The sequence below is a fragment of the Streptomyces sp. NPDC107575 genome (genome assembly GCF_055657265.1).
This window is the reverse complement of the sequence record NZ_JBVKBG010000007.1, coordinates 81103-99841: the sequence shown is the minus strand read 5'-3', so window position 1 is coordinate 99841 and position 18739 is coordinate 81103. Positions and strand designations below refer to the sequence as shown.

General features: G+C 72.1%; 14 protein-coding genes. 9 read left to right on the top strand and 5 right to left on the bottom strand.

Annotated features, from left to right (window positions below):
• Positions 1–13: 13 nt before the first annotated feature.
• The 4 genes from ACZ7L4_RS32845 to sigK form a co-directional block, all read right to left on the bottom strand.
• The gene (locus ACZ7L4_RS32845; protein WP_472108313.1) at positions 14–1753 is read right to left on the bottom strand and encodes an amidohydrolase; all 1740 of its coding nucleotides are present in this window, start codon (positions 1751–1753) and stop codon (positions 14–16) included.
• Between the two features lie 272 nt (positions 1754–2025).
• Positions 2026–2295: a hypothetical protein gene (locus tag ACZ7L4_RS32840; RefSeq protein ID WP_472108311.1), complete on the bottom strand. Its 270-nt coding sequence runs from the start codon at positions 2293–2295 to the stop codon at positions 2026–2028.
• 126 nt (positions 2296–2421) lie between these two features.
• The gene (locus ACZ7L4_RS32835) at positions 2422–3168 is read right to left on the bottom strand and encodes an anti-sigma factor (protein ID WP_472108309.1); all 747 of its coding nucleotides are present in this window, start codon (positions 3166–3168) and stop codon (positions 2422–2424) included.
• Positions 3165–3758 (bottom strand): ECF RNA polymerase sigma factor SigK, encoded by a 594-nt coding sequence (sigK, locus tag ACZ7L4_RS32830; protein ID WP_472108307.1) that lies wholly within the window; start codon positions 3756–3758, stop codon positions 3165–3167. The genes ACZ7L4_RS32835 and sigK overlap by 4 nt, the downstream gene beginning before the upstream one ends.
• 231 nt (positions 3759–3989) lie before the next feature.
• On the opposite strand from sigK, the gene ACZ7L4_RS32825 reads away from it, so the two are divergent.
• From ACZ7L4_RS32825 to ACZ7L4_RS32810, 4 genes are all read left to right on the top strand, one after another.
• Positions 3990–5546 carry a DUF4331 domain-containing protein gene (locus ACZ7L4_RS32825; RefSeq protein WP_472108813.1) on the top strand — a complete coding sequence of 519 codons (1557 nt, stop codon included), beginning with the start codon at positions 3990–3992 and terminating at the stop codon, positions 5544–5546.
• A gap of 99 nt (positions 5547–5645) precedes the next feature.
• Positions 5646–7004, top strand: a complete 1359-nt coding sequence (locus ACZ7L4_RS32820) for a tetratricopeptide repeat protein (protein WP_472108305.1) — start codon at positions 5646–5648, stop codon at positions 7002–7004.
• A complete protein-coding gene (locus ACZ7L4_RS32815) occupies positions 7001–8503 on the top strand; it encodes a nickel transporter (protein WP_472108303.1) in 1503 nt (500 codons plus the stop codon). Before ACZ7L4_RS32820 ends, ACZ7L4_RS32815 begins: the two co-directional genes overlap by 4 nt.
• 49 nt (positions 8504–8552) lie before the next feature.
• Positions 8553–10238 (top strand): serine/threonine-protein kinase, encoded by a 1686-nt coding sequence (locus tag ACZ7L4_RS32810; protein WP_472108301.1) that lies wholly within the window; start codon positions 8553–8555, stop codon positions 10236–10238.
• A gap of 35 nt (positions 10239–10273) precedes the next feature.
• Here the strand turns inward: ACZ7L4_RS32810 and ACZ7L4_RS32805 are convergent, their stop codons facing one another.
• Positions 10274–11083 (bottom strand): SGNH/GDSL hydrolase family protein, encoded by an 810-nt coding sequence (locus tag ACZ7L4_RS32805; protein WP_472108299.1) that lies wholly within the window; start codon positions 11081–11083, stop codon positions 10274–10276.
• A 224-nt stretch (positions 11084–11307) separates the two neighbouring features.
• Between ACZ7L4_RS32805 and ACZ7L4_RS32800 the strand changes: the two genes are divergently transcribed.
• From ACZ7L4_RS32800 to ACZ7L4_RS32780, 5 genes are all read left to right on the top strand, one after another.
• A complete protein-coding gene (locus tag ACZ7L4_RS32800) occupies positions 11308–11718 on the top strand; it encodes a hypothetical protein (protein ID WP_472108297.1) in 411 nt (136 codons plus the stop codon).
• 395 nt (positions 11719–12113) lie between these two features.
• Positions 12114–12944, top strand: a complete 831-nt coding sequence (locus tag ACZ7L4_RS32795) for a glycosyltransferase family 2 protein (protein ID WP_472108296.1) — start codon at positions 12114–12116, stop codon at positions 12942–12944.
• A gap of 20 nt (positions 12945–12964) precedes the next feature.
• The gene (locus ACZ7L4_RS32790) at positions 12965–13969 is read left to right on the top strand and encodes a glycosyltransferase family 2 protein (RefSeq protein WP_472108811.1); all 1005 of its coding nucleotides are present in this window, start codon (positions 12965–12967) and stop codon (positions 13967–13969) included.
• A 44-nt stretch (positions 13970–14013) separates the two neighbouring features.
• Positions 14014–14823, top strand: coding sequence for a polysaccharide deacetylase family protein (locus tag ACZ7L4_RS32785; protein ID WP_472108809.1), 810 nt, complete (start codon positions 14014–14016; stop codon positions 14821–14823).
• The gene (locus ACZ7L4_RS32780) at positions 14816–18718 is read left to right on the top strand and encodes a lipopolysaccharide biosynthesis protein (RefSeq protein ID WP_472108295.1); all 3903 of its coding nucleotides are present in this window, start codon (positions 14816–14818) and stop codon (positions 18716–18718) included. Before ACZ7L4_RS32785 ends, ACZ7L4_RS32780 begins: the two co-directional genes overlap by 8 nt.
• The last annotated feature ends 21 nt before the right edge of the window (positions 18719–18739 follow it).

The following is an 18739-nucleotide window of genomic DNA, read 5'->3' as shown; positions in this document are numbered from 1 at the left end:
GGACCTCCCGTGCCTACTTCTGCGGCTCCAACGCCGGGCCGAGCGAGGAGAACTTCTCCTGGGACACGACCCGCTTCGGCGGCCAGGTGATGTTGCTCGGCGGCCACTTCTGCCCGGTCTTCTTCAGGAACCACTGCGGCGGCTCGTACATGGGCGGCTCATAGCCGTCGGGGATCGCCGTCTTCCACTCGACGTCCTTGGTGCGGTCCTTGAACTCGTCCTTGATGGCCTTGAGCCGCTCCGGCTGGGTGATCAGGTCGACGGCGGTGGCGGCCAGGTACTTCGCGGCGGCGAGCACCGCGGCCTGGCCGGGCGCCGCCGCCGCGCAGGCGGCCGTGGACCAGGTGTGGAACTTGCCGCCGATCGGGGCGAGCGCGGCGCCCATCGAGACGGTCGGCACGTTCCAGCTGATGTCCGCGACGTCGGTGGAGCCGCCGCCGAGGAACACCGGGTCCGGCGGCTTGAGTTCGGCGACCTTGTCGTGCATTCCGGCCTCGGGGAGCCCCAGGGACTTCTGCAGGTCCTTCGCCAACTGGTGTGCTTCCGCAGTGAACTTCGGCGGTCCGATCTGCCGCATGTTGTCGTGCAGCAGCTCCGCGAAGGACTTGGACGGCAGCTGGTTCCAGCAGGCCGAGGTGATGCGGTGCTGGACCTTCGTCTGCGAGGCCTTGGCGGCGGCCTCGGAGATCGCGATCACCTTGTCGAGCAGCACCTGGACGCGGGCGGTGCTGCCCTCGCGCACGTAGTAGCTGATCTCGGCGATCTCCGGGGTGACGTTCGGGATGTCGCCGCCGTTGTTGATCACCCAGTGCAGGCGGGCGCTCGGCGCCATGTTCTCCTCGCGCAGGAACTCCGACATCGTCGCCATCATCACGGCGGCGTCGAGCGCGGACTTGTTGCCGAGCGGGGTGCCGCCGTGCCCGGCCACACCGAGGAAGGTGAAGGTCACGGCGGTCATGGCGTTGCTGGTGCCCCAGCCGGTGGCGTTCGCGGTGGAGGGGTGCCAGTCGAGGAAGGCGTCGAGCCCCTCGTACACGCCCTTGCTGACCGCGTACGTCTTGCCGATCAGGGTCTCCTCGGCGGTGGAGCCGAAGAACTTCACGGTGACGGGCAGCTTGTGCTTCTTCGCGGCCTGGGCGACGGCGGCGGCAGCGGCAGCCGCCGCGGTGCCGAGCGCGCTGTGCCCGCAACCGTGCCCCGGGCCGTAGCTCGGGGCGAAGGGGTCGTGGATGTACTCGCGGGGGTCGTGGTGCCCGACGCCCTTGTTCTGGGAGAGGCCGGGCAGCGCGTCGTACTCGCCGCTGAACCCGAGCACCGGACCGCCGCTGCCGTACGAGAAGGTCGCGGTGAACGCGGTCGGGAAGCCGGCCGTGCCGAACTTCACGTCGAATCCGGCCTGTTCGAGGAAGCCGGCCTCGGCGAGCGAGGAGTTCCACTCGCGCAGCGAGAGCTCGGCGTGCTCCCAGATCTCCTCGTTCAGGCCGGTGATGCGGGAGCTGTTGGCGCCGATCCAGCCGAGGGCGGCGGCCTTGGCCGGGCTGTCCTCGGCGAGTCCTTCAGGGGCCTTGTATTCGAGAGGCGCCGCGTCCGCGCCGTCCGCCGCGGCGGCCATCGCCGGGTCCGCCTGGGCGGTCATCGCGGCGGTGGTCACTCCGGCGGCGCCGAGCATCTGCATGATGCGGCGTCTGCTGATCTGCGGCCCGGTGCCGGTGTCGGGCATCTCGTGCTCGTGGTGGTCGTGCAGGTCACACACGCGAACCTCCGGGGGTGAGGTGGGTGTAGCTGTAACTGCCAACGACGATCACGCGCCACACTGAACCCTGGAGGTTGCCCCGTCAACATCCGTGCGTGACAAGGGCGTTACGCGACGTGCGGGCGCACGCGCACGACAAAGGCCCGCATCGTCCTCCTTGCCGGAGTGTCCGCCGCGTGCCGTGGGGATGACGGTCGCTGTGATGCGCGGCGGTGCACCGGACGGCGCGGAGGCGCGATACGGGCCTTGTCTCTTGCTGGGTCGGCCGCTTTCTAGTGGCCGCCGAAAAGCGAGCGGGTCAGCCGCCGCAGCGGCGCGAAGAGGGAGACCCTCCGCACGCGTGCGCGCCTTCCGCTGCGCTCGTGCGCCGTGTCACGCGTGGTCAGCTCGCGCATCAGTGACGTCGCCTCCATCGTCTCGCGCTGCGGGACGGCAGGGCCGCCGAGCACCGAGAGATGGCGGTCGAGACGCGAACTGGTCGCACTGTTCCCGCAGGTGATCGCAGGCACTCGCGGCCTGCTGCGCACTGTTATCTGTTCCATGTCACTCCCCACCCGTACGAGGGCACCCGGCCCGGGCAGGTTAACCCTATCGCCCCAGCGCGGCACTCGTGTATCCCGGTCGCAGCATTCACCTCCCTCGTAAGGGGGTTGACGGTTCGAAAGCGATCACTCTCCGAATCCGACCGATTCCAGGGCGAGTTGGACAAGTGGGGCTCCTGTGGGCCGTTCTGAGCCGCCGTCCGGCTCGGTCGTGACAGCGAGTGAGGAGGCGTCCGGAGTCAAGCCGGTGGCCACCACGGGCGTGTCGGAGCCGCCGTCGGGCAGCAGACCGAGGGAACGGGGCGGCGCCGAGGGCTCCATCAGCCACAGCTGGTGGACCCGCCCCCGGGGCGGCGACTGGAGACCTGTGACAGTGATCACGGCGCTGCCCCGCTCCGGCGACGCGACCACGTTCAGGCCGTCCGCGCGCACCGCGCCGGCGTCCGGCGCCGCGAGCACCCGCGCCACCTCGCGCGAGGCGGCCCGCTGTGCGTCGAGCCGGTCCGAGGTGCGCTCCAGCTGCACGGCGAAGAGCGCGGCCACGGTGAGCGCGCCCGCCCCGGTGGCCACGCCGAGCGGAATCAGCAGCCCACGCGCGCGTGGTGCGACGCGGGCCCGCGGCTCCACCGTGACCTGCTCGGTGCGTCGTACGGCGGCCAGGACCCGCTCGCGCAGCGCGCTGGGCGGCGCGACGGCGGCCGAGCAGGCGAGCCGCACGGAGCTCTCCGTGAGCGCGCGCACCTCCTCGGCGCACGCGTCGCAGCGCTTCAAGTGCCGCTCGAAGCGGGCGCGTTCGCGGTCCTCCAGGGCGTCGAGGGCGTAGGGCGCCACGAGGGAACGCGGCCGGTGGGGCAGTCGGGTACGGAGGTTCATGCGGCGTCCCCCAGGCAGGCGCGCAGCCGGGTGAGCCCGTCGCGCATCCGCGTCTTGACGGTGCCGAGCGGGACCGAGAGGCGTTGCGCGACCTCCCGGTAGGTGTAGCCCTCGTAGTAGGCGAGGGTCACGGAGGAGCGCTGGAGGTCGGTGAGGCCTTCAAGGCAGCGGCGCACCCACTCGCGGTCCAGGTTCGTCTCGACCTGCTCGGCGACCTCGTCGAAGGCGGTGCGGTGCCAGCGGCTGGCGGCCCGCGCCTCGCGCTCCCTGGACGCGCGGGCCTGGCGCACCCGGTCGACCGCTCTGCGGTGGGCGCGGGTGAGCACCCAGGCCATCGCGGTGCCCCGGCCCGGGTCGAAGCGGGCCGCGTCCCGCCACAGCTCGAGGAACACCTCCTGGGTGACCTCCTCGGACTGCGCGGGGTCACGAAGGACCCGCAGCACGAGCCCGTACACCGTGCCCGACACCAGTTCGTACAGCTCCTCGTACGCCCGTACGTCGCCCCGCCCGACCATCGGCAGCAATTTGTCCGCCCGCATCGGTTCCCCTCCCGCTCGGCGGCGCGCGGCCCGGTGCCGCGCCGCCCCCACTACCTGGTTCGCGGCCGGGCCCGGTCCGGATCGGGGGCGCCGCGAGGTTTCGTGAGGGAAGTACGGGCGGCCGGGGGTCCGCCGCCCAATCGGCGGCCGACCAATCCGCCGGGCGCGGCGCGCCGAATGGCTTGGCGTCAACCGCACTTCGTGCACGGACCGCGTGAGGACGGACCCATGACCTCTCAGTCAGCGAAGCCATCGAAGACACCGGCTTCGGCAAGCCCCGACATGGCACGCGGCACACCCCGCGTGCGGATGCGGCGCCAGGGCCTGGCGCTCCTGGTCTGCGGCGGCCTCGCCGCGGGCGGCCTCGCGGCCGCCGGCGCGACCGGCGTCGGCCCCCAGCGGGCCGAGGCCTCCAGCCACCGCGAGGCCCCCTTGATCTCCGGCCAGCCCCAGTACGACAACACCGACGTGTACGCGTTCGTGAGCCCCGACAAGCCGGACACCACGACCCTGGTGGCCAACTGGACCCCCTTCGAGGAGCCCGCGGGCGGCCCGAACTTCTACCCGTTCCCCGAGGACGCCCATTACGACCTGCACATCGACAGCGACGGCGACGCGCAGGGCGATCTGCTGTACCGGTGGACCTTCAAGACCCACACCAAGAACGGGAACACGTTCCTCTACAACACCGGCCCGGTGAACAGCCTCGACGACCCGAACCTCAACGTCACGCAGACCTACGACATCGACCTGCTGCGTCTGAAGGACCAGAAGATCGTCTCCAAGTCGAAGATCGCCGACGACCAGCCGGTGGCGCCGTCGAACGTCGGCAAGGCGTCGATGCCCGACTACAAGAAGCTGCGCGACCAGGCGGTCAAGAAGGTCGGCGGCGGCGTCACCTCCTACGTGGGCCAGGCCGACGACCCCTTCTTCCTCGACCTGCGCGTCTTCGACCTGCTGTACGGCGGGAACCTCTCGGAGGTCGGCCGGGACACGCTCAAGGGCTACAACGTGAACACGGTCGCCCTCCAGGTGCCCACCGCGTTCCTGACGGAGTCGAAGGACCAGCCGACCATCGGCGTGTGGTCGACGACCTCCCGCAAGGACGCGCAGGGCGACTGGACGCAGGTCTCACGGCTCGGCAGCCCGCTGGTCAACGAGGTGGTGAACCCGCAGAAGGTCAAGGACCGCTTCAACGCGTCCTCGCCGTGGAACGACGCCCAGTTCCTGCCGTTCGTGACCGAGCCCGAGCTGCCGAAGCTGATCGAGTCGATCTACAAGATCAAGGCTCCGAAGACACCGCGCAACGACCTGGTGGACGTCTTCCTGAAGGGCGTGAAGGGCCTCAACCAGCCGCCGGGCGTGCGCCCCTCGGAGATGCTGCGCCTCAACACGTCGATCCCGCCGACGAGTTCACCGAAGCGGCTCGGCGTGCTGGAGGGCGACAAGGCGGGCTTCCCGAACGGGCGCCGGCTCGCCGACGACGTCGTGGACGCCGAGCTCCAGGTCGTCGAGGGCGAGCTCCTCGGCAAGAAGAACGACCTGGGCGACGCCGTCGACGCCAACGACAAGAAGTTCGAGTCGTCGTTCCCGTACGTGGCGCTGCCCACGGAGGGTTCGCGCGGGCCGCTCGCCAAGACCAAGTCGCAGAGCGACACCGAGGTCCGCGACCAGCTCACCGGCAGCTCGGTGAACTCCGGCTCGGGCGACGACAACACCCTCGTGCTGGCCTCCGCCGCGGCGGCCGGCGCCGGATTCCTGCTCATCGGCACCGGGCTCGTGTGGTGGCGCGGCCGGAGCAGGCGGCGGGCGCGGTTCAATCCGCCGTTCTCCATGTGAACCGTCCCCGCTGAACCGGCGCGGCCCGCGTGCCTGATCCTCCACACCGCGGGCCGCGCCTCCCACTCGTCCCTCGCCACCACGTCCCAAGGAGCGCGCATGCAGGCCTTGTTCAGCAAGGGGATCAGGGCGTCCGGGCTCGGGCGGCTGCTCGCCCTGGGCGCCGCGCTCGCCCTCGCCGTCACCGCGGGCGCCCTGGTCGCCGACGACGGCTCCCCGCCGAAGGCCGTGACCACGGGGAGCGTCCCGAACCCGGCACCGGCCCGGCTCGCCTCCGGCGATCTCGACCGGGGCGTCGCCGAGCTGCAGAAACATCTGAAGGCCCGGCCCAAGGACTACGCGTCGTGGGCCTCGCTCGGCACCGCGTACGTCGAGCAGGCCCGGGTGAGCGCGGACCCGTCCCGCTACCCGCAGGCCGGGCGCGCGCTGGCCCGCTCCCTGAAGCTGCGGCCCGGCAACGACCCGGCGCTCGCCGGGCGGGCCGCGCTCGCCGCGGCCCGGCACGACTTCGACGGCGCGCTGCGCCACGCCCGCAGGGCCCTCGCCGTCAACCCGTACAGCGAGGCGGCCCTCGCCCTGCGCGTCGACGCGCTCGTCGAACTCGGCGACTACCGGGCCGCGTCGAAGGCCGCCGACGAGGCGGACTCGCGCCGCCCCGGCATCCCGGCCTTCACCCGCTTCGCATACGTACACGAGCTGCGCGGCGACGCCACCACCGCACGCAAGGTCCTGGAGCGGGCCCTCGCCTCGGCCACGGCACCCGGCGACGTGTCGTACGTGGCGACGTCGCTCGGCCAACTCGCCTGGCGCCAGGGCGAGTACAAGACCGCCCTGCGCCATTACGCGACGGCGCTGCGCGCGGACCCGGACGCGGTCGCCGCCCTGGAGGGGCGCGGCAGGGCGCGGGCCGCGAGCGGGGACACGGCGGGCGCGATCCACGACCTGAAGGCCGTCGTCGCGCGCGCCCCGCTGCCGAGCGCGCTGGTGGAGCTCGGCGAGCTCTACGAGGCGCGCGGCGAGGACAGGGCCGCGAAGCGGCAGTACGCCCTCGTCGGCACCTGGCTGCGGCTCGCCCGCGCGGGCGGCGTCGACGTCGACCTCGACATCGCGCTCGCCTCGACGGAGCACGGCGACCGGGCCGCGGGCCTCAGGGCGGCGCGCGCCGAGTGGCAGCGCCGGCACACCGTGCACACGGCGGACGCGCTCGCCTGGGCGCTGCACGTGGCCGGCCGCGACAAGGAGGCGCTGCCGTACGCGCGGCGGGCCACGGCGACCGGCTTCGGCGAGGCCGCGTTCCTCTACCACCGGGGCGTGATCGAACTGGCCGCGGGCGACCGCTCCGAGGGCCGCGAGCTGCTGCGCGAGGCGCTGGACCGCAACCCCGGATTCTCGCCGCTGGGCGCGAAGGCGGCGCGGGCGGCCCTGGCGGGGTCCGATGACAAGGGGGCCTCGCGATGAGGCGCTGGAAGCGGTACGTCGTCCTGCCCACGGCGCTGGGCGCCGCCACGGTCGGGCTCCTCCTGGCCGCGTCCCCGCAGGCCTCCGCGCACCCGCTCGGCAACTTCACCGTCAACCACTACGACGGGCTGCTGGTGCGCCCCGGCGCCCTGCGCGTGGACCACGTGGAGGACCTGGCCGAGATCCCGACGCAGCAGGTGCGGCCCGAACTCGACGCGCGGGGGCGGGAGTCGTGGGCGAAGGAACGCTGCACGAGCGCCGCGCGGCGCACCGAGACCGACGTCGACGGGCGTCGGGCCGCCCTCGATGTGCGTACGGCCGACGCGGTGCTCCGCCCCGGCCAGGCGGGGCTCAGGACGCTGCGCGTGGAGTGCGCGTTCACCGCTCCGCTGCCGCGCGCGCAGGACGGCGACAAGGTCCGCGTCGAGCTGCGCACCGGCGCCGCTGAGGGCCCGGGCTGGCGCGAGATCACGGCGCGCGGCGACCGGACGACGCTGACGGCGTCGAATGTGCCGACCACATCGACGTCCGCCCGCCTGACGCGTTACCCGAAGGACCTGCTGTCCTCTCCCCCGAACCGGACCTCCGCCGAGGTCACGGCCGCGCCCGGCGGCCCGGCGGCCCCGGCCGCGGGAGGCGGTGCGGCCGGATCCGAGGTCCTCCCGCGCGGCGCCGACCGCTGGACCGAGGCCCTCACCAATCTGGTGTCGCGGCACGAACTCGGCCCCGGCTTCGCGGCGTTGGCCCTCGGCATCGCGCTGTTCCTCGGCGCGCTGCACGCGCTCGCGCCCGGCCACGGGAAAACCCTGATGGCCGCGGCCGCGGCGGCCCGCAGCCGGGCCAGGTTGCGCGACGTACTGCCGCTCGCCGCGTCCGTGACGGTCACCCACACCCTCGGCGTGATCGCGCTCGGCGTCCTCGTGACGGCAGGATCCGCGGCCGCGCCCTCCGTGATCGCCTGGCTGGGCCTGGCGAGCGGTGTGCTGGTCACGGCGGCCGGGGTGGGCCTGCTGCGCAGGGCGTGGCGGTACCGCGCGGCGGCACGGGCGCACACGCACGACCACGGGCACGACCACGGACACACGCATGACCACGGGCACGGCCACGCCCACCCGCACCCCCATGCACACCCCATGCCTCAACCCACCCTCCGCGGAACGCTGTTCCTCGGTTTCGCCGGAGGTCTCGTGCCCAGCCCCTCGGCGGTCGTCGTGCTCGTCGGCGCCTCCGCGCTCGGCAAGGCGTGGTTCGGCCTGCTGCTGGTGTTCGGTTACGGTGCCGGGCTCGCGCTCACCCTCACCGCCGTCGGCTTCACGGTGGTGCGGGTCGGCGGCCGGATCGCGCAGGCGCTCGCCGATCTCCCGCGCCCCGGACGCGGACCGCTCGCCGCGTTCTTACGCCGTGGTCTGAGCCGCGCGGTGCCGTTCGGTTCCGCGTTCGTCGTCGTGGCCCTCGGCTGCGGATTGGTGTTCAGGGGGGCGGCAACGGCGCTCGGTTGAGCTACTTTTGTTCAGACTTGTCGTGCCGCGCTTGCTTGTCTTCCCACGAATGGGGGCGCCCGTGGTTGAGCGTGTGGTCGCCGGACGGTACCGACTGCTCGACCCCCTCGGCGAAGGCGGCATGGGCACCGTGTGGCGGGCCCGCGACGAGGTGCTCGGGCGCGAGGTCGCCGTGAAGGAGGTGCGGGCGCCCGCCGGGCTCCCGGACGCCGATGTGCAGCGCATGTACGCGCGCCTGGAGCGGGAGGCGTGGGCGTCGGCGCGGGTCACGCACCGCAACGTCGTGACCGTGTACGACGTGGCCACCGACGAGCAACGCCCGTGGGTCGTCATGGAGTTGGTCCGCGGCGTCTCCCTCGCCGAGCAGCTGGACGCGGAGGGCCCGCTGCCCCCGGCGCGCGCGGCGCACATCGGCGCCGAGGTGCTCGCCGCGCTGCGCGCCGCACACGGCGTGGGCGTGCTGCACCGCGACGTGAAGCCCGCCAACGTCCTCCTGTCGAACGACGGCAGGGTCGTGCTCACGGACTTCGGCATCGCCATGGTCGAGGGGACCCAGGCCCTCACCATGACGGGCGAGGTCATCGGCTCCCCCGAATTCCTGGCCCCCGAGCGGGCGTTGGGGCGCACGCCGGGTCCCGAGTCGGACCTGTGGTCGCTCGGTGTACTGCTGTACGCGTCCGTGGAGGGGCACTCGCCGTTCCGCCAGGACACCCCGCTGAGCACGCTGCGGGCCATCGTGGACGAGGAGTTGCCGCCGCCGCGCCGCGCGGGTCCGCTGACGCCCGTCATCGAGGGGCTGCTGCGCAAGGACCCGGCCGAGCGGACCCCGGTGTCCGACGCCGAGCGGGACCTGCGCATCATCGGCTCGGGCGGCACCCTGCGCGCGGGCCCGGTGCAGGCCTCGCCGCTGGCGTCGCAGCCGACGGTGACGTCGATGCAGTCCCCCGTCCACACGCCTCCGCCGACGCCCGTCGCGGCGGGCTCGGTCGGGGCGACCGGGACGGCCGCCACGACGCCGGTCACGGCCCAGTCCGATCCCCGCTACCCGCGCCGCGCCTCGATGGCCATGATCGCGGGCATCGTGGTCCTCCTCCTCGCCATCGGTGGACTCACGTACGCCCTGCTGAACCGCGACTCGGACCCCAACGGCAGCACGAACAACGGCGGCGGCACGTCCGGGGGCAAGAGCGGCGGGGGTACGACAGGCGGAGACAACGGCAGCGGCGGCGGAAACGGCGACGGGGGCGGCGGAACGACCGGCGACAACAACGGTGGCAACGGCGGCTCGACCGGCGGAGGGGACAACGGCAACGGCGGTTCCGGCAGCGGCGGCCACACGACCACCCCGGCCCAGTCCGTCCGGGTCAGCGTCCATGCGGTGCGCGGCAGTTACTCGGGCCCGTGCCCGCTGCCGGCCGCGGCCGCCCCGGCGTTCTCCGCGACGATCACGGTGGGCCGCGCCCCGGCGAACGTGCAGTACCGCTGGGTGGTGAAGAGCGGCGAGGCCTCCGACCCCGGCTGGAAGACGCTGAACGTCCCCAAGGGCGCCGCGAACAAGGCCCGTACGGTCACCACCACGCAGACGCACTACGAGGAGGGCGGGACGCTGCGCGACCAGATCGGCGTCGAGGTGCGCAGCCCGCTGGCGGCGACGTCCAACTACGTCTCGTACGCGACCACATGCAAGGTGGTGACCCCGACGAGCGGGGCCACCACCGGTTCGCCCACGTACTGAGGTCCGCGATCCGTGATCCGCTTTACACGGCGGGTCTACGCGGCGGACCCGAACACGGGCAGGTAGCCGCCCGACTGTCCGGCTGCCGTGGGGTGGTACGACTCGCCGATGTTCGACCAGTTGACGCTGTGCAGCCACGCGTCGCCGGAGCAGATCTCGTGCCCGGTGAACGTGCTGGTCACGTCGCCGAAGGCGAAGCCCCTGGTCGCGGCGTTCTGCTTGATGGTGGAGTTGAGGAGGTCCGCGGCGCCGTTGATGGCCGAGCGCTCGTTCTCGGAGAGGCCCGCCACGCAGGTGCCGCTGAGCTTGTAGAAGCGGGGGTAGCCGAGGACCACCACGCGGGCGGCGGGGGCCTTCGTGCTGATGGCCGAGTAGACGTCGGAGAGCTTGCTCGGGAGGGTCGAAGTGACGTACGAGCGCGCCTGGTTGACGCGGTCGATGCAGGTGGACTCGGAGTACAGGACGCAGGTCGTCATGACGTCGGCGAAGCCCGCGTCATTGCCGCCGATGGAGATCGAGACGAGCCCGGTGCCCGCGCCGAGCGGGCCGAGCTGATTGGCGATGACATCACCCGTACGAGCGCCCGAGCACGCGGTGAAATTAAAGCTTGAGGGTGAGTGGGCCGCCGCCCACAAGGCGGGGTACGCCTTCGTGGAGCGCTTGCAGGCACCGCTGCCCGAGTCGTAGCTGCCGGCGCCGACACCGGAGGAGTAGGAGTCGCCCAGGGCCACATAGCCCGTGGCGGCAGCGGAGTCGGAGGCTTGCGCGGCCGTCGCCCCGGTCAGGGCTGCCACCGCGGCAAGAGCGAAAGAGGAGACGTAGGCCGCAATCCGGAAAGATCTCATGGAACCTCCCTTTAGCAGGATCAGCAGGGTCTCTGCCGCCCACCGTTGTTGCAGGTTCATGTCAGGGGTATGACATACCCGCGGCCCGACCGCGCTACGCCCGTAGAGCGCCCACCAACTGGAGGGAACGGGCCGGGAGTTGCCCCGTCGACACCTTGACGCCGGACCGCGGACTGCGCCACATTGAAGCCCGGCATCCGGCGCTTCGGGGGGCAAAGTCGCCAATGCAGACCATCGGCATCAAGCCGTCGTCATCGGACGGCTCACATCTGCTCGCGGGGGCGGGCGTCGTCGCGGCAGGCGCGGGGCTCGTGCTCGCGCTCTCGCACGCCGAGTCGCCGCTGCGCGGGCCGCTCGCGCTCTTCTTCCTGCTCGCCGCGCCCGGCGCCGCGTTCGCGGCCGCCCTGCGCGGACTCGACCCGTGGGCCCGGGTGCTCGCCTCCGCGGCCGGCGCGGTCGCGGTCGTCATGCTGGTCGCCCAGGGCATGCTCGCCGTGCACCGCTGGTCGGTGACCGGCGGGGTGCTCACCGTGGCGATACTCAGCGCTTCCGCTTTTCTTGTGCAATGGATCGTTCGGCGGCTGCGCGGGGGCGCGGCCGAGGAGATTCGCAAACGGATCGCGAAAATCCACTAATGGGGACGGAAGTTAAGAGAATGGCCAAAACAATAAAAACGTGAGGCCTCGTTCCAGGTCTTGCCATACAGTCTCAATCATCAATACCGTCGTACATCCACCCGCATCGGACCGGCACGAAATGCGATCTAGGGGAGGGACCGAGGTCGCGAAGGTCCGGAGCGGGGCGCGGCAGGGGGGTGCCGCGTTCCGGTGAGCCGCTCGCTTCGGCGTCCTGGGTCGCCGGGTCGCGTGCCGCGCGACCGGTCCGACGAACCGGTGTGTACAGCCAGCTCACCCGGCCTGTACGGAGAGCTCTTCTGGCCTGGCCGTAAGTGAGAACCCCCCTTTCGAACCGGACACGAAGCCGGACCGCCCGGGGGCGGGCGGTCCACCGGACGAGAGGGACCAGACTCATGAGCAGTTCCGTTGTGCCTCCGGTGATACCCGAGGGGACACCTCCGGAAGGCCGAATTCCCGCCCGTTACCGGGCCATCTCCACGCACCTGGCGATCGCGCCGCGGGTCAGCGTGGTCATTCCGGCCATGAACGAGGCGGAGAATCTTCCGTACGTCTTCAAGACCCTTCCCGACTGGATCCACGAGGTCGTTCTGGTGGACGGCAATTCCACCGACGACACCGTGGAAGTGGCCAGGGAATTGTGGCCGGAAGTCGTGGTCGTACCGCAGCGCGGAAAGGGCAAGGGGGATGCCCTGATCACCGGCTTCACGGCCTGCACCGGAGACATCATCGTCATGGTCGACGCGGACGGCTCCGCGGACGGGCAGGAGATCGTCTCCTACGTCTCCGCGCTCGTCTCCGGCGCCGACTTCGCCAAGGGCTCGCGGTTCGCCAACGGCGGCGGCACGGACGACATGACGCCCATCCGCAAGCTCGGCAACTGGGCGCTGTGCTCGGCCGTCAACGCCAAGTTCGGCGCCCGCTACACCGACCTCTGCTACGGGTACAACGCGTTCTGGCGGCACTGCCTGGACGAGATCGAGCTCGACTGCACCGGGTTCGAGGTCGAGACCCTGATGAACATCCGGGTCGTCAAGGCCGGCCTGAAGGTCCAGGAGATCCCGAGCCACGAGTACCTGCGCATCCACGGCGCCAGCAATCTGCGCGCCGTCCGCGACGGCCTGCGCGTGCTCAAGGTCATCATGAAGGAGCGCTCGAACCGGCGTGCCCTGCGCAGCAGGCAGACCCCCGCGAAGCTCAACCTCGTGCGGGAGGACGGGTCTTGACGCAGCGACACGAGACGCGGATGACGGCGTCCGTCGTCATCTGCGTGTACACCGAAGAGCGCTGGAGCGACATCCTCGCCGCCGTCGACTCCGTGCGCGCGCAGTCGTACGCCGCCCTGGAGACGCTCCTCGTCGTCGACCACAACCCGGCCCTCCTTGAGCGTCTCGCCAAGGAGTTCGACGGCGCGGCGGACGTCGAGGTGCTGGCGAACGCCGGTCCGCGCGGCCTCTCCGCCGGGCGCAACACCGGGATCGCCGCGGCGCGCGGCGACATCGTCGCGTTCCTCGACGACGACGCCGTCGCCGAGCGGGACTGGCTGCATTGGTTCGCCGACGCCTACGCCGACCCGCGCGTCCTCGCGGTCGGCGGGCGCACCGAGCCGATCTGGGCCTCGGGCCGCAGGCCGCTGTGGTTCCCGGAAGAGTTCGACTGGGTGGTGGGCTGCTCGTACAAGGGGCTGCCGCCCGGCAAGGTCCGGGTGCGCAACGTGCTGGGCGGCAACGCCTCCTTCCGGCGCACCGCCTTCGACATCGCGGGCGGCTTCGCGACCGGCATCGGGCGGGACGGCGACAAGCGCCCGCTGGGCTGCGAGGAGACGGAGCTGTGCATCCGGATCACGCGGGCGAGACCGGACGCGGTGCTCCTGATCGACGACCGCGCCGTCATCCACCACCGGGTGCCGGCCGGGCGCGAGCGCTTCGCCTACTTCCGCACCCGCACGTACGCCGAGGGCCTCTCCAAGGCGCTGGTCGCCCGAAGTGTCGGCGCCGACAAGGGACTCGAGACCGAGCGCGCCTACTCGACGCGGGTGCTGCCGGCCGGAGCGGCGCGCGGCGTACGGGACTTCGCGCTCGGCCGGGCCGGCGGCGCGGGCCGCGCCGGGGCGATCGTCGCCGGGGTGCTGACGGCCGCCGGGGGCTACGCGCTCGGCAGCTGGCGGGCGCGCGGCGCGGGCGCGACGTTCACCGTGGCGGAGATCGACGCGCCCGCGAAGAACGTCGGGAGAACGGAGGCGGCGGCGTGAGCGCCCAGCAGCGGAGGCCCGACGGCGGGCCCGTGCCGATCCTCATGTACCACGCCGTCTCCTCCGATCCGAAGCCCGAGACGCGTCAACTCTCGGTCTCCCCCAGCCAGTTCGCCGAGCAGATGGAACTGCTCGCCGACCACGGCTGCACCCCGCTGACCACCGCCGAGCTCGCCGGGAGCTGGCGCGGCGACGGCCCGCTCCCGGACCGTCCCGTCCTGATCACCTTCGACGACGGCTACGAGGGCGTCCACACGCACGCCCTGCCAAGCCTCGCCAAGCACGGTTTCCCAGCCACCCTGTTCGTCTCGACGGGGTGGCTGCGCGGCGCGTACGACACCGGGGGCGGGCTCGACGCGATGCTCGACTGGCACCAGGTGCGGGCGCTCGCCGGGCAGGGCGTGGAGATCGGCGGGCACAGCCACACCCACCCGCAGCTCGACCAGCTCGACGACGCGGACCTGGAGTTCGAGCTGCTGCGCTGCCGGGAGATCGTCACCGGCGAGCTGGGCCGGGCGCCGGTCTCCTTCGCGTATCCGTACGGCCACTCCGACCGGCGGGTGCGGCAGGCGGTGCGCGCGGCCGGCTTCGCCCAGTCGCTCGCCGTCGGGAACGCGCTCGCCGCGCGCCGCCAGGGCCCGTACGCCCTGCGCCGAGTCACCGTGCGCCGCTCGACCGGTGTCACCGAGTTCGAGCGGCTCGTCGACGGCCGCGCCATCGGCCGCACCTTCGCCGCGGACCGTGCCCTCACCAAGGGGTACGCCGTGGTCCGCAGAGCCCGGCAGGTCCGCCGGAAGACGGCCGCCCTGCTGCCCGGCCCGATCCGCCAGAAGGGCCCGAGCACCCGTGTCTGACACGACGACCACCCGCGCCAAGGCCGACCGGGCCGCCACGACCGAGGCCGACGCGCCGGCCGCCCCGGGACGGCGGCTCAGGCTGCCCGGCATACGGCGCGGCAAGAAGGGCACAGAAGACGGCATGGGCGGTTCGGGGGGCGGAAGCCAGCTGTTCCGGAACGCCTATGCGCTGATGCTGAACACCGGCATCTCCGGCGTGCTCGGCGTCGGCTTCTGGCTGGCCGCCGCGCACTACTACACGGCGGACGCGGTCGGGCAGGGCTCGGCGGCGATCGCGGCGATGAAGTTCCTCGCGGGGCTCACCGCCGTGACACTGACCGGCGCGCTCGCCCGCTTCATCCCGATCGCCGGGCGCGGCACGGGCCGCCTCATCTTCCGTACGTACGCGGGGAGTTCCGCGGCCGTCGCGTTCGCCGCGCTGGTCTTCCTGCTGACGCTCGACGTGTGGGGGCCCTCGTACCGGTTCCTGCACGGGACGCTGCACGGGCTTGGCTTCATCGCGGCCGTCATCGCCTGGTCGCTGCTCACGCTGCAGGACGGGGTGCTGACGGGGCTGCGCAGCGCGCTGTGGGTACCGGTGGGCAACACGGTGTTCTCGCTGGTCAAGCTGGGCCTGCTCGTCGCGTTCGCGGGCGCGCTCGCGACGACCGGGGTGTTCGTCTCGTGGGTCGTCGCGATCGCGTTCTCGGTGATCCCGCTCGGCCTGCTCGTGTTCCGGCGGCTCGTGCCGCGGCACATCGAGGCCACGGACGGCAAGACCGAACCGCCCTCGCTGCGAGAGATGGGCCGGTTCCTCGCCGGCGACTACACCGGCTCGCTGTTCTCGCTCGCCGTCGTGTACCTGGTGCCGGTGCTCATCGCCTCGCAGGTCAGCTCGGCGGACAACGCGTACTTCTACATCACGACCACGATCGGCGGCACGGTCAACCTGCTGGCCATCAACATGGGCGCCTCGCTGACCGTGGAGGGCTCGCACGACCCGGCGCAGCTCGCCGCGAACACCCGGGCCGCGCTGCGCCGCATGGCCCGCATCATGCTCCCGATCTGCGCCCTGCTCTTCCTCCTCGCCCCGTACGTGCTGCACGTGTTCGGGCAGGACTACTCGGACGCGGCGACCCCGCTGCTGCGCTGGTTCGCGGTCGGGGCGGCGCTGCGGGTGGTCATGGAGACGTACTTCGCGGTGCTGCGCGCGCAGAGCCGCACCTCAGGACTCGCCTGGCTGCAGGGCCTGTTGTGCGTGCTCGTGCTCGGCCTCACCCTGCTGCTCCTGCCCCGGATGGGGCTCACCGGCGCGGGCGTAGCCGAGATCTCCTCGCTCACCGTGATCGTGGCGATCGCCGCGCCGAAGCTGTGGCGTGTGGTGCGCACGGCGCCCGCCGAGCCGGCGCCCGTGGACGCGCCGCCGGACGGCGACCTGGCCGACCTGGGCACGCCGAAGGCGCGGTCCGGCAAGGAGGAAGGCCCCAAGTGGGCGCTGCGCGACGCGATGGACTCGGACACGCTGAAGCTCGCGGTGCAGCTGAACCTGGACCACCAGGAGCGCCGCCCCGACGTCCGCCCGGGTCCCGTGACACCGCCGGCCGGGACCCGGATGCCGACGTGGGCGACCAAGCCGCCTTCGCCTGCTGCAACGCCCACGTCCGCCTCCTCGGCTGCCTCCGCCTCCGCCTCGCAGGCGTCGAGCGGCATCCACGGGGAGGACGACTCGGCCCTCCACCCCGACCCGTACCCGGAGGCCGTCGACCTGGCCTTCGACCCCGAACCCGACACGGGCCCCGAATCCGAACCGGCCCCCGAGCCGGAATCCGGTCCCGAGCCCGATCCGGCCGCCCCGGCGCGCCCCGGCACACCGTCGGAGCCGGCCCGTCGAGCCAGGCTCACGCCCACCGTCGTCGTCCTCGCGCTGCTGCTCGTGGCGGCCGTCGGCCTCTACTGGGGGCCCGTCCTCGGGATGGGCGAGGCCGATCTGGACCGGATGGGCGGGCTCGGACTGATCTCCGTCCTGTCCCCCGTCACACTGCTCGGCGCCGCCCTGCTCATCGGCGTCTTCGCCTCGCTCCTGTGGCTCGAACGCCCGCACAAGCGGCTGCTGTTGCTCACCCTGCTCGCCACCGTCGTGTCGCTGCACGCGCTGCCCGCCGTCATCGAGGCGGAGCCGCGGTTCGCGACGGCCTGGCAGCACCTGGGCTTCATGGACTACATCGACCGCACCGGCTCCGCGGTCCCCGACCTCGACGCGCGCTGGAGCTGGCCCGGCTTCTTCGCCGCGGCCGCGTTCCTCGCGAAGGCCTGCGGCGTCAGCGATCTGACCGAGATCATCCGCTGGTGGCCGACGGTCATCCAACTCCTCTATCTGGCCCCGATGTTCCTGCTGCTGCGCTCGGTACGGGCAAGCTGGCGGGCCAAGTGGTCCGGTGTCTGGATCTTCGTCCTGAGCGGCTGGGTGGGCCAGGACTACTTCTCGCCGCAGGGCTTCACGTACCTCCTGTATCTGGTCTTCGTGGCGATCCTGCTGGTCTACTTCCGGGCGCCCAGGATGCTGTGGTCGAAGCGGCGCCCCGGCGAGACCGAGGTCGCGCCGACCGACAGGCGCCAGCGGGCGGTACTGCTCGTCGTCCTGATCGCCCTGTTCGCGGCGACGGTCCCGGCGCACCAGCTGACCCCGTTCGTAATGCTGGGCGTCCTCGCGGTGCTCGTCCTGGTCGGCAGGTCGGAACTGCGCGGCCTGCCCCTGCTGTTCGGCGTCATCGTCGTCGTCTGGCTGGGCTTCCTCGCCGAGCCGTACTGGTCGGGGCACTTCAACGAGCTGTTCGGCGGGGTCGGCGGCGTCGGCGGGAATGTGACGTCCTCGGTCTCCGGCCGTATCCAGGACGGCAGTTCGTCCCACAAGCTCGTCCTCTACACGCGCGTGCTGCTCGCCGGCGCCGTGCTCGCGTTCGCCTGCTGGGGCTGGTGGCGGCGCCGCGACTGGAAGTACCGCGAGCGCTCGCTGATCGTGCTGGCCTTCGTCCCGTTCCTGGGCTTCGGCATGCAGTCCTACGGCGGCGAGATGGCGCTCAGGGTCTTCATGTTCGCCCTGCCCGGCGTCGCGCTCCTCGCCGGGCTCGCGCTCTTCCCGCGCACCGGAGCCACGGCGAAGGAGCGCGACAAGGACCGCATCAGCCTCGCCCCGCTGGCCGCGCTCATGGCGGGCCTGGTGCTCATGGGCGGGTTCCTGGTGGCCCGCTGGGGCAACGAGCCCTTCGAGCGGATCCGGCCCGGCGAGGTCGCGGCGATGGACTACGTCTACGCGCACGACAAGCCGACCGTACGGCTGCTGTGGCTGAGCAACGACACGGTCAACAACGTCACGCCCGCGATGCCGTGGGGCGCCCGCGACATGGAGAAGGTCAACTACGTCCCGACGCTCGCGCCCGTCGACCCGGTCCTGGTCGGCGGCCTGGTCAAGGCGCTCAAGGACGCGGGTCCCAACTCGTACCTGATGCTCAACAAGAGCCAGGTCGTGTATCTCCAGATGGACGTCGGCTACTCCAAGGCCTGGCCCACGCGGCTCGTCGAGAACCTGGACCGGCGCGAGGAGCTGAAGAAGGTCTACGTCAACGCGGACGTGACCATGTACCAGCTGCGCAAGGAGCCGACGGGCCCGGTCGCGAAGGCCGACCCGGGGCCGATCGGGCCGCAGGTCACCTGGACGCCGTGGTCCCTTGTGGGCGCGCTCGCGGCGGTCGCCCTGATCCTGCTGCTCACGGCGCGCGAGGTGGTCCGGGTCGCGCTGCGGCCGAGCGTGCGCCAACTCCGCTGGCTGCAGAGCACGTTCTGGTTCTCGCTGCCGCTGCTCGCGGTGGTGCTCGCGTCGCTGATCCAGCGGTTCATCACGATGGGGCTGAACTGAGGCGCCGGTGCGGTGGCTGCG

Bases quoted from the DNA above. Each gene is read 5' to 3' on its own strand.
- ACZ7L4_RS32840 (WP_472108311.1), bottom strand. From the start codon at position 2,295: ATGGAACAGATAACAGTGCGCAGCAGGCCGCGAGTGCCTGCGATCACC.
- ACZ7L4_RS32835 (WP_472108309.1), bottom strand. From the start codon at position 3,168: ATGAACCTCCGTACCCGACTGCCCCACCGGCCGCGTTCCCTCGTGGCG.
- ACZ7L4_RS32825 (WP_472108813.1), top strand. From the start codon at position 3,990: ATGGCACGCGGCACACCCCGCGTGCGGATGCGGCGCCAGGGCCTGGCG.
- ACZ7L4_RS32820 (WP_472108305.1), top strand. From the start codon at position 5,646: ATGCAGGCCTTGTTCAGCAAGGGGATCAGGGCGTCCGGGCTCGGGCGG.
- ACZ7L4_RS32815 (WP_472108303.1), top strand. From the start codon at position 7,001: ATGAGGCGCTGGAAGCGGTACGTCGTCCTGCCCACGGCGCTGGGCGCC.
- ACZ7L4_RS32810 (WP_472108301.1), top strand. From the start codon at position 8,553: ATGGGGGCGCCCGTGGTTGAGCGTGTGGTCGCCGGACGGTACCGACTG.
- ACZ7L4_RS32805 (WP_472108299.1), bottom strand. From the start codon at position 11,083: ATGAGATCTTTCCGGATTGCGGCCTACGTCTCCTCTTTCGCTCTTGCC.
- ACZ7L4_RS32800 (WP_472108297.1), top strand. From the start codon at position 11,308: ATGCAGACCATCGGCATCAAGCCGTCGTCATCGGACGGCTCACATCTG.
- ACZ7L4_RS32795 (WP_472108296.1), top strand. From the start codon at position 12,114: ATGAGCAGTTCCGTTGTGCCTCCGGTGATACCCGAGGGGACACCTCCG.
- ACZ7L4_RS32790 (WP_472108811.1), top strand. From the start codon at position 12,965: ATGACGGCGTCCGTCGTCATCTGCGTGTACACCGAAGAGCGCTGGAGC.
- ACZ7L4_RS32785 (WP_472108809.1), top strand. From the start codon at position 14,014: ATGTACCACGCCGTCTCCTCCGATCCGAAGCCCGAGACGCGTCAACTC.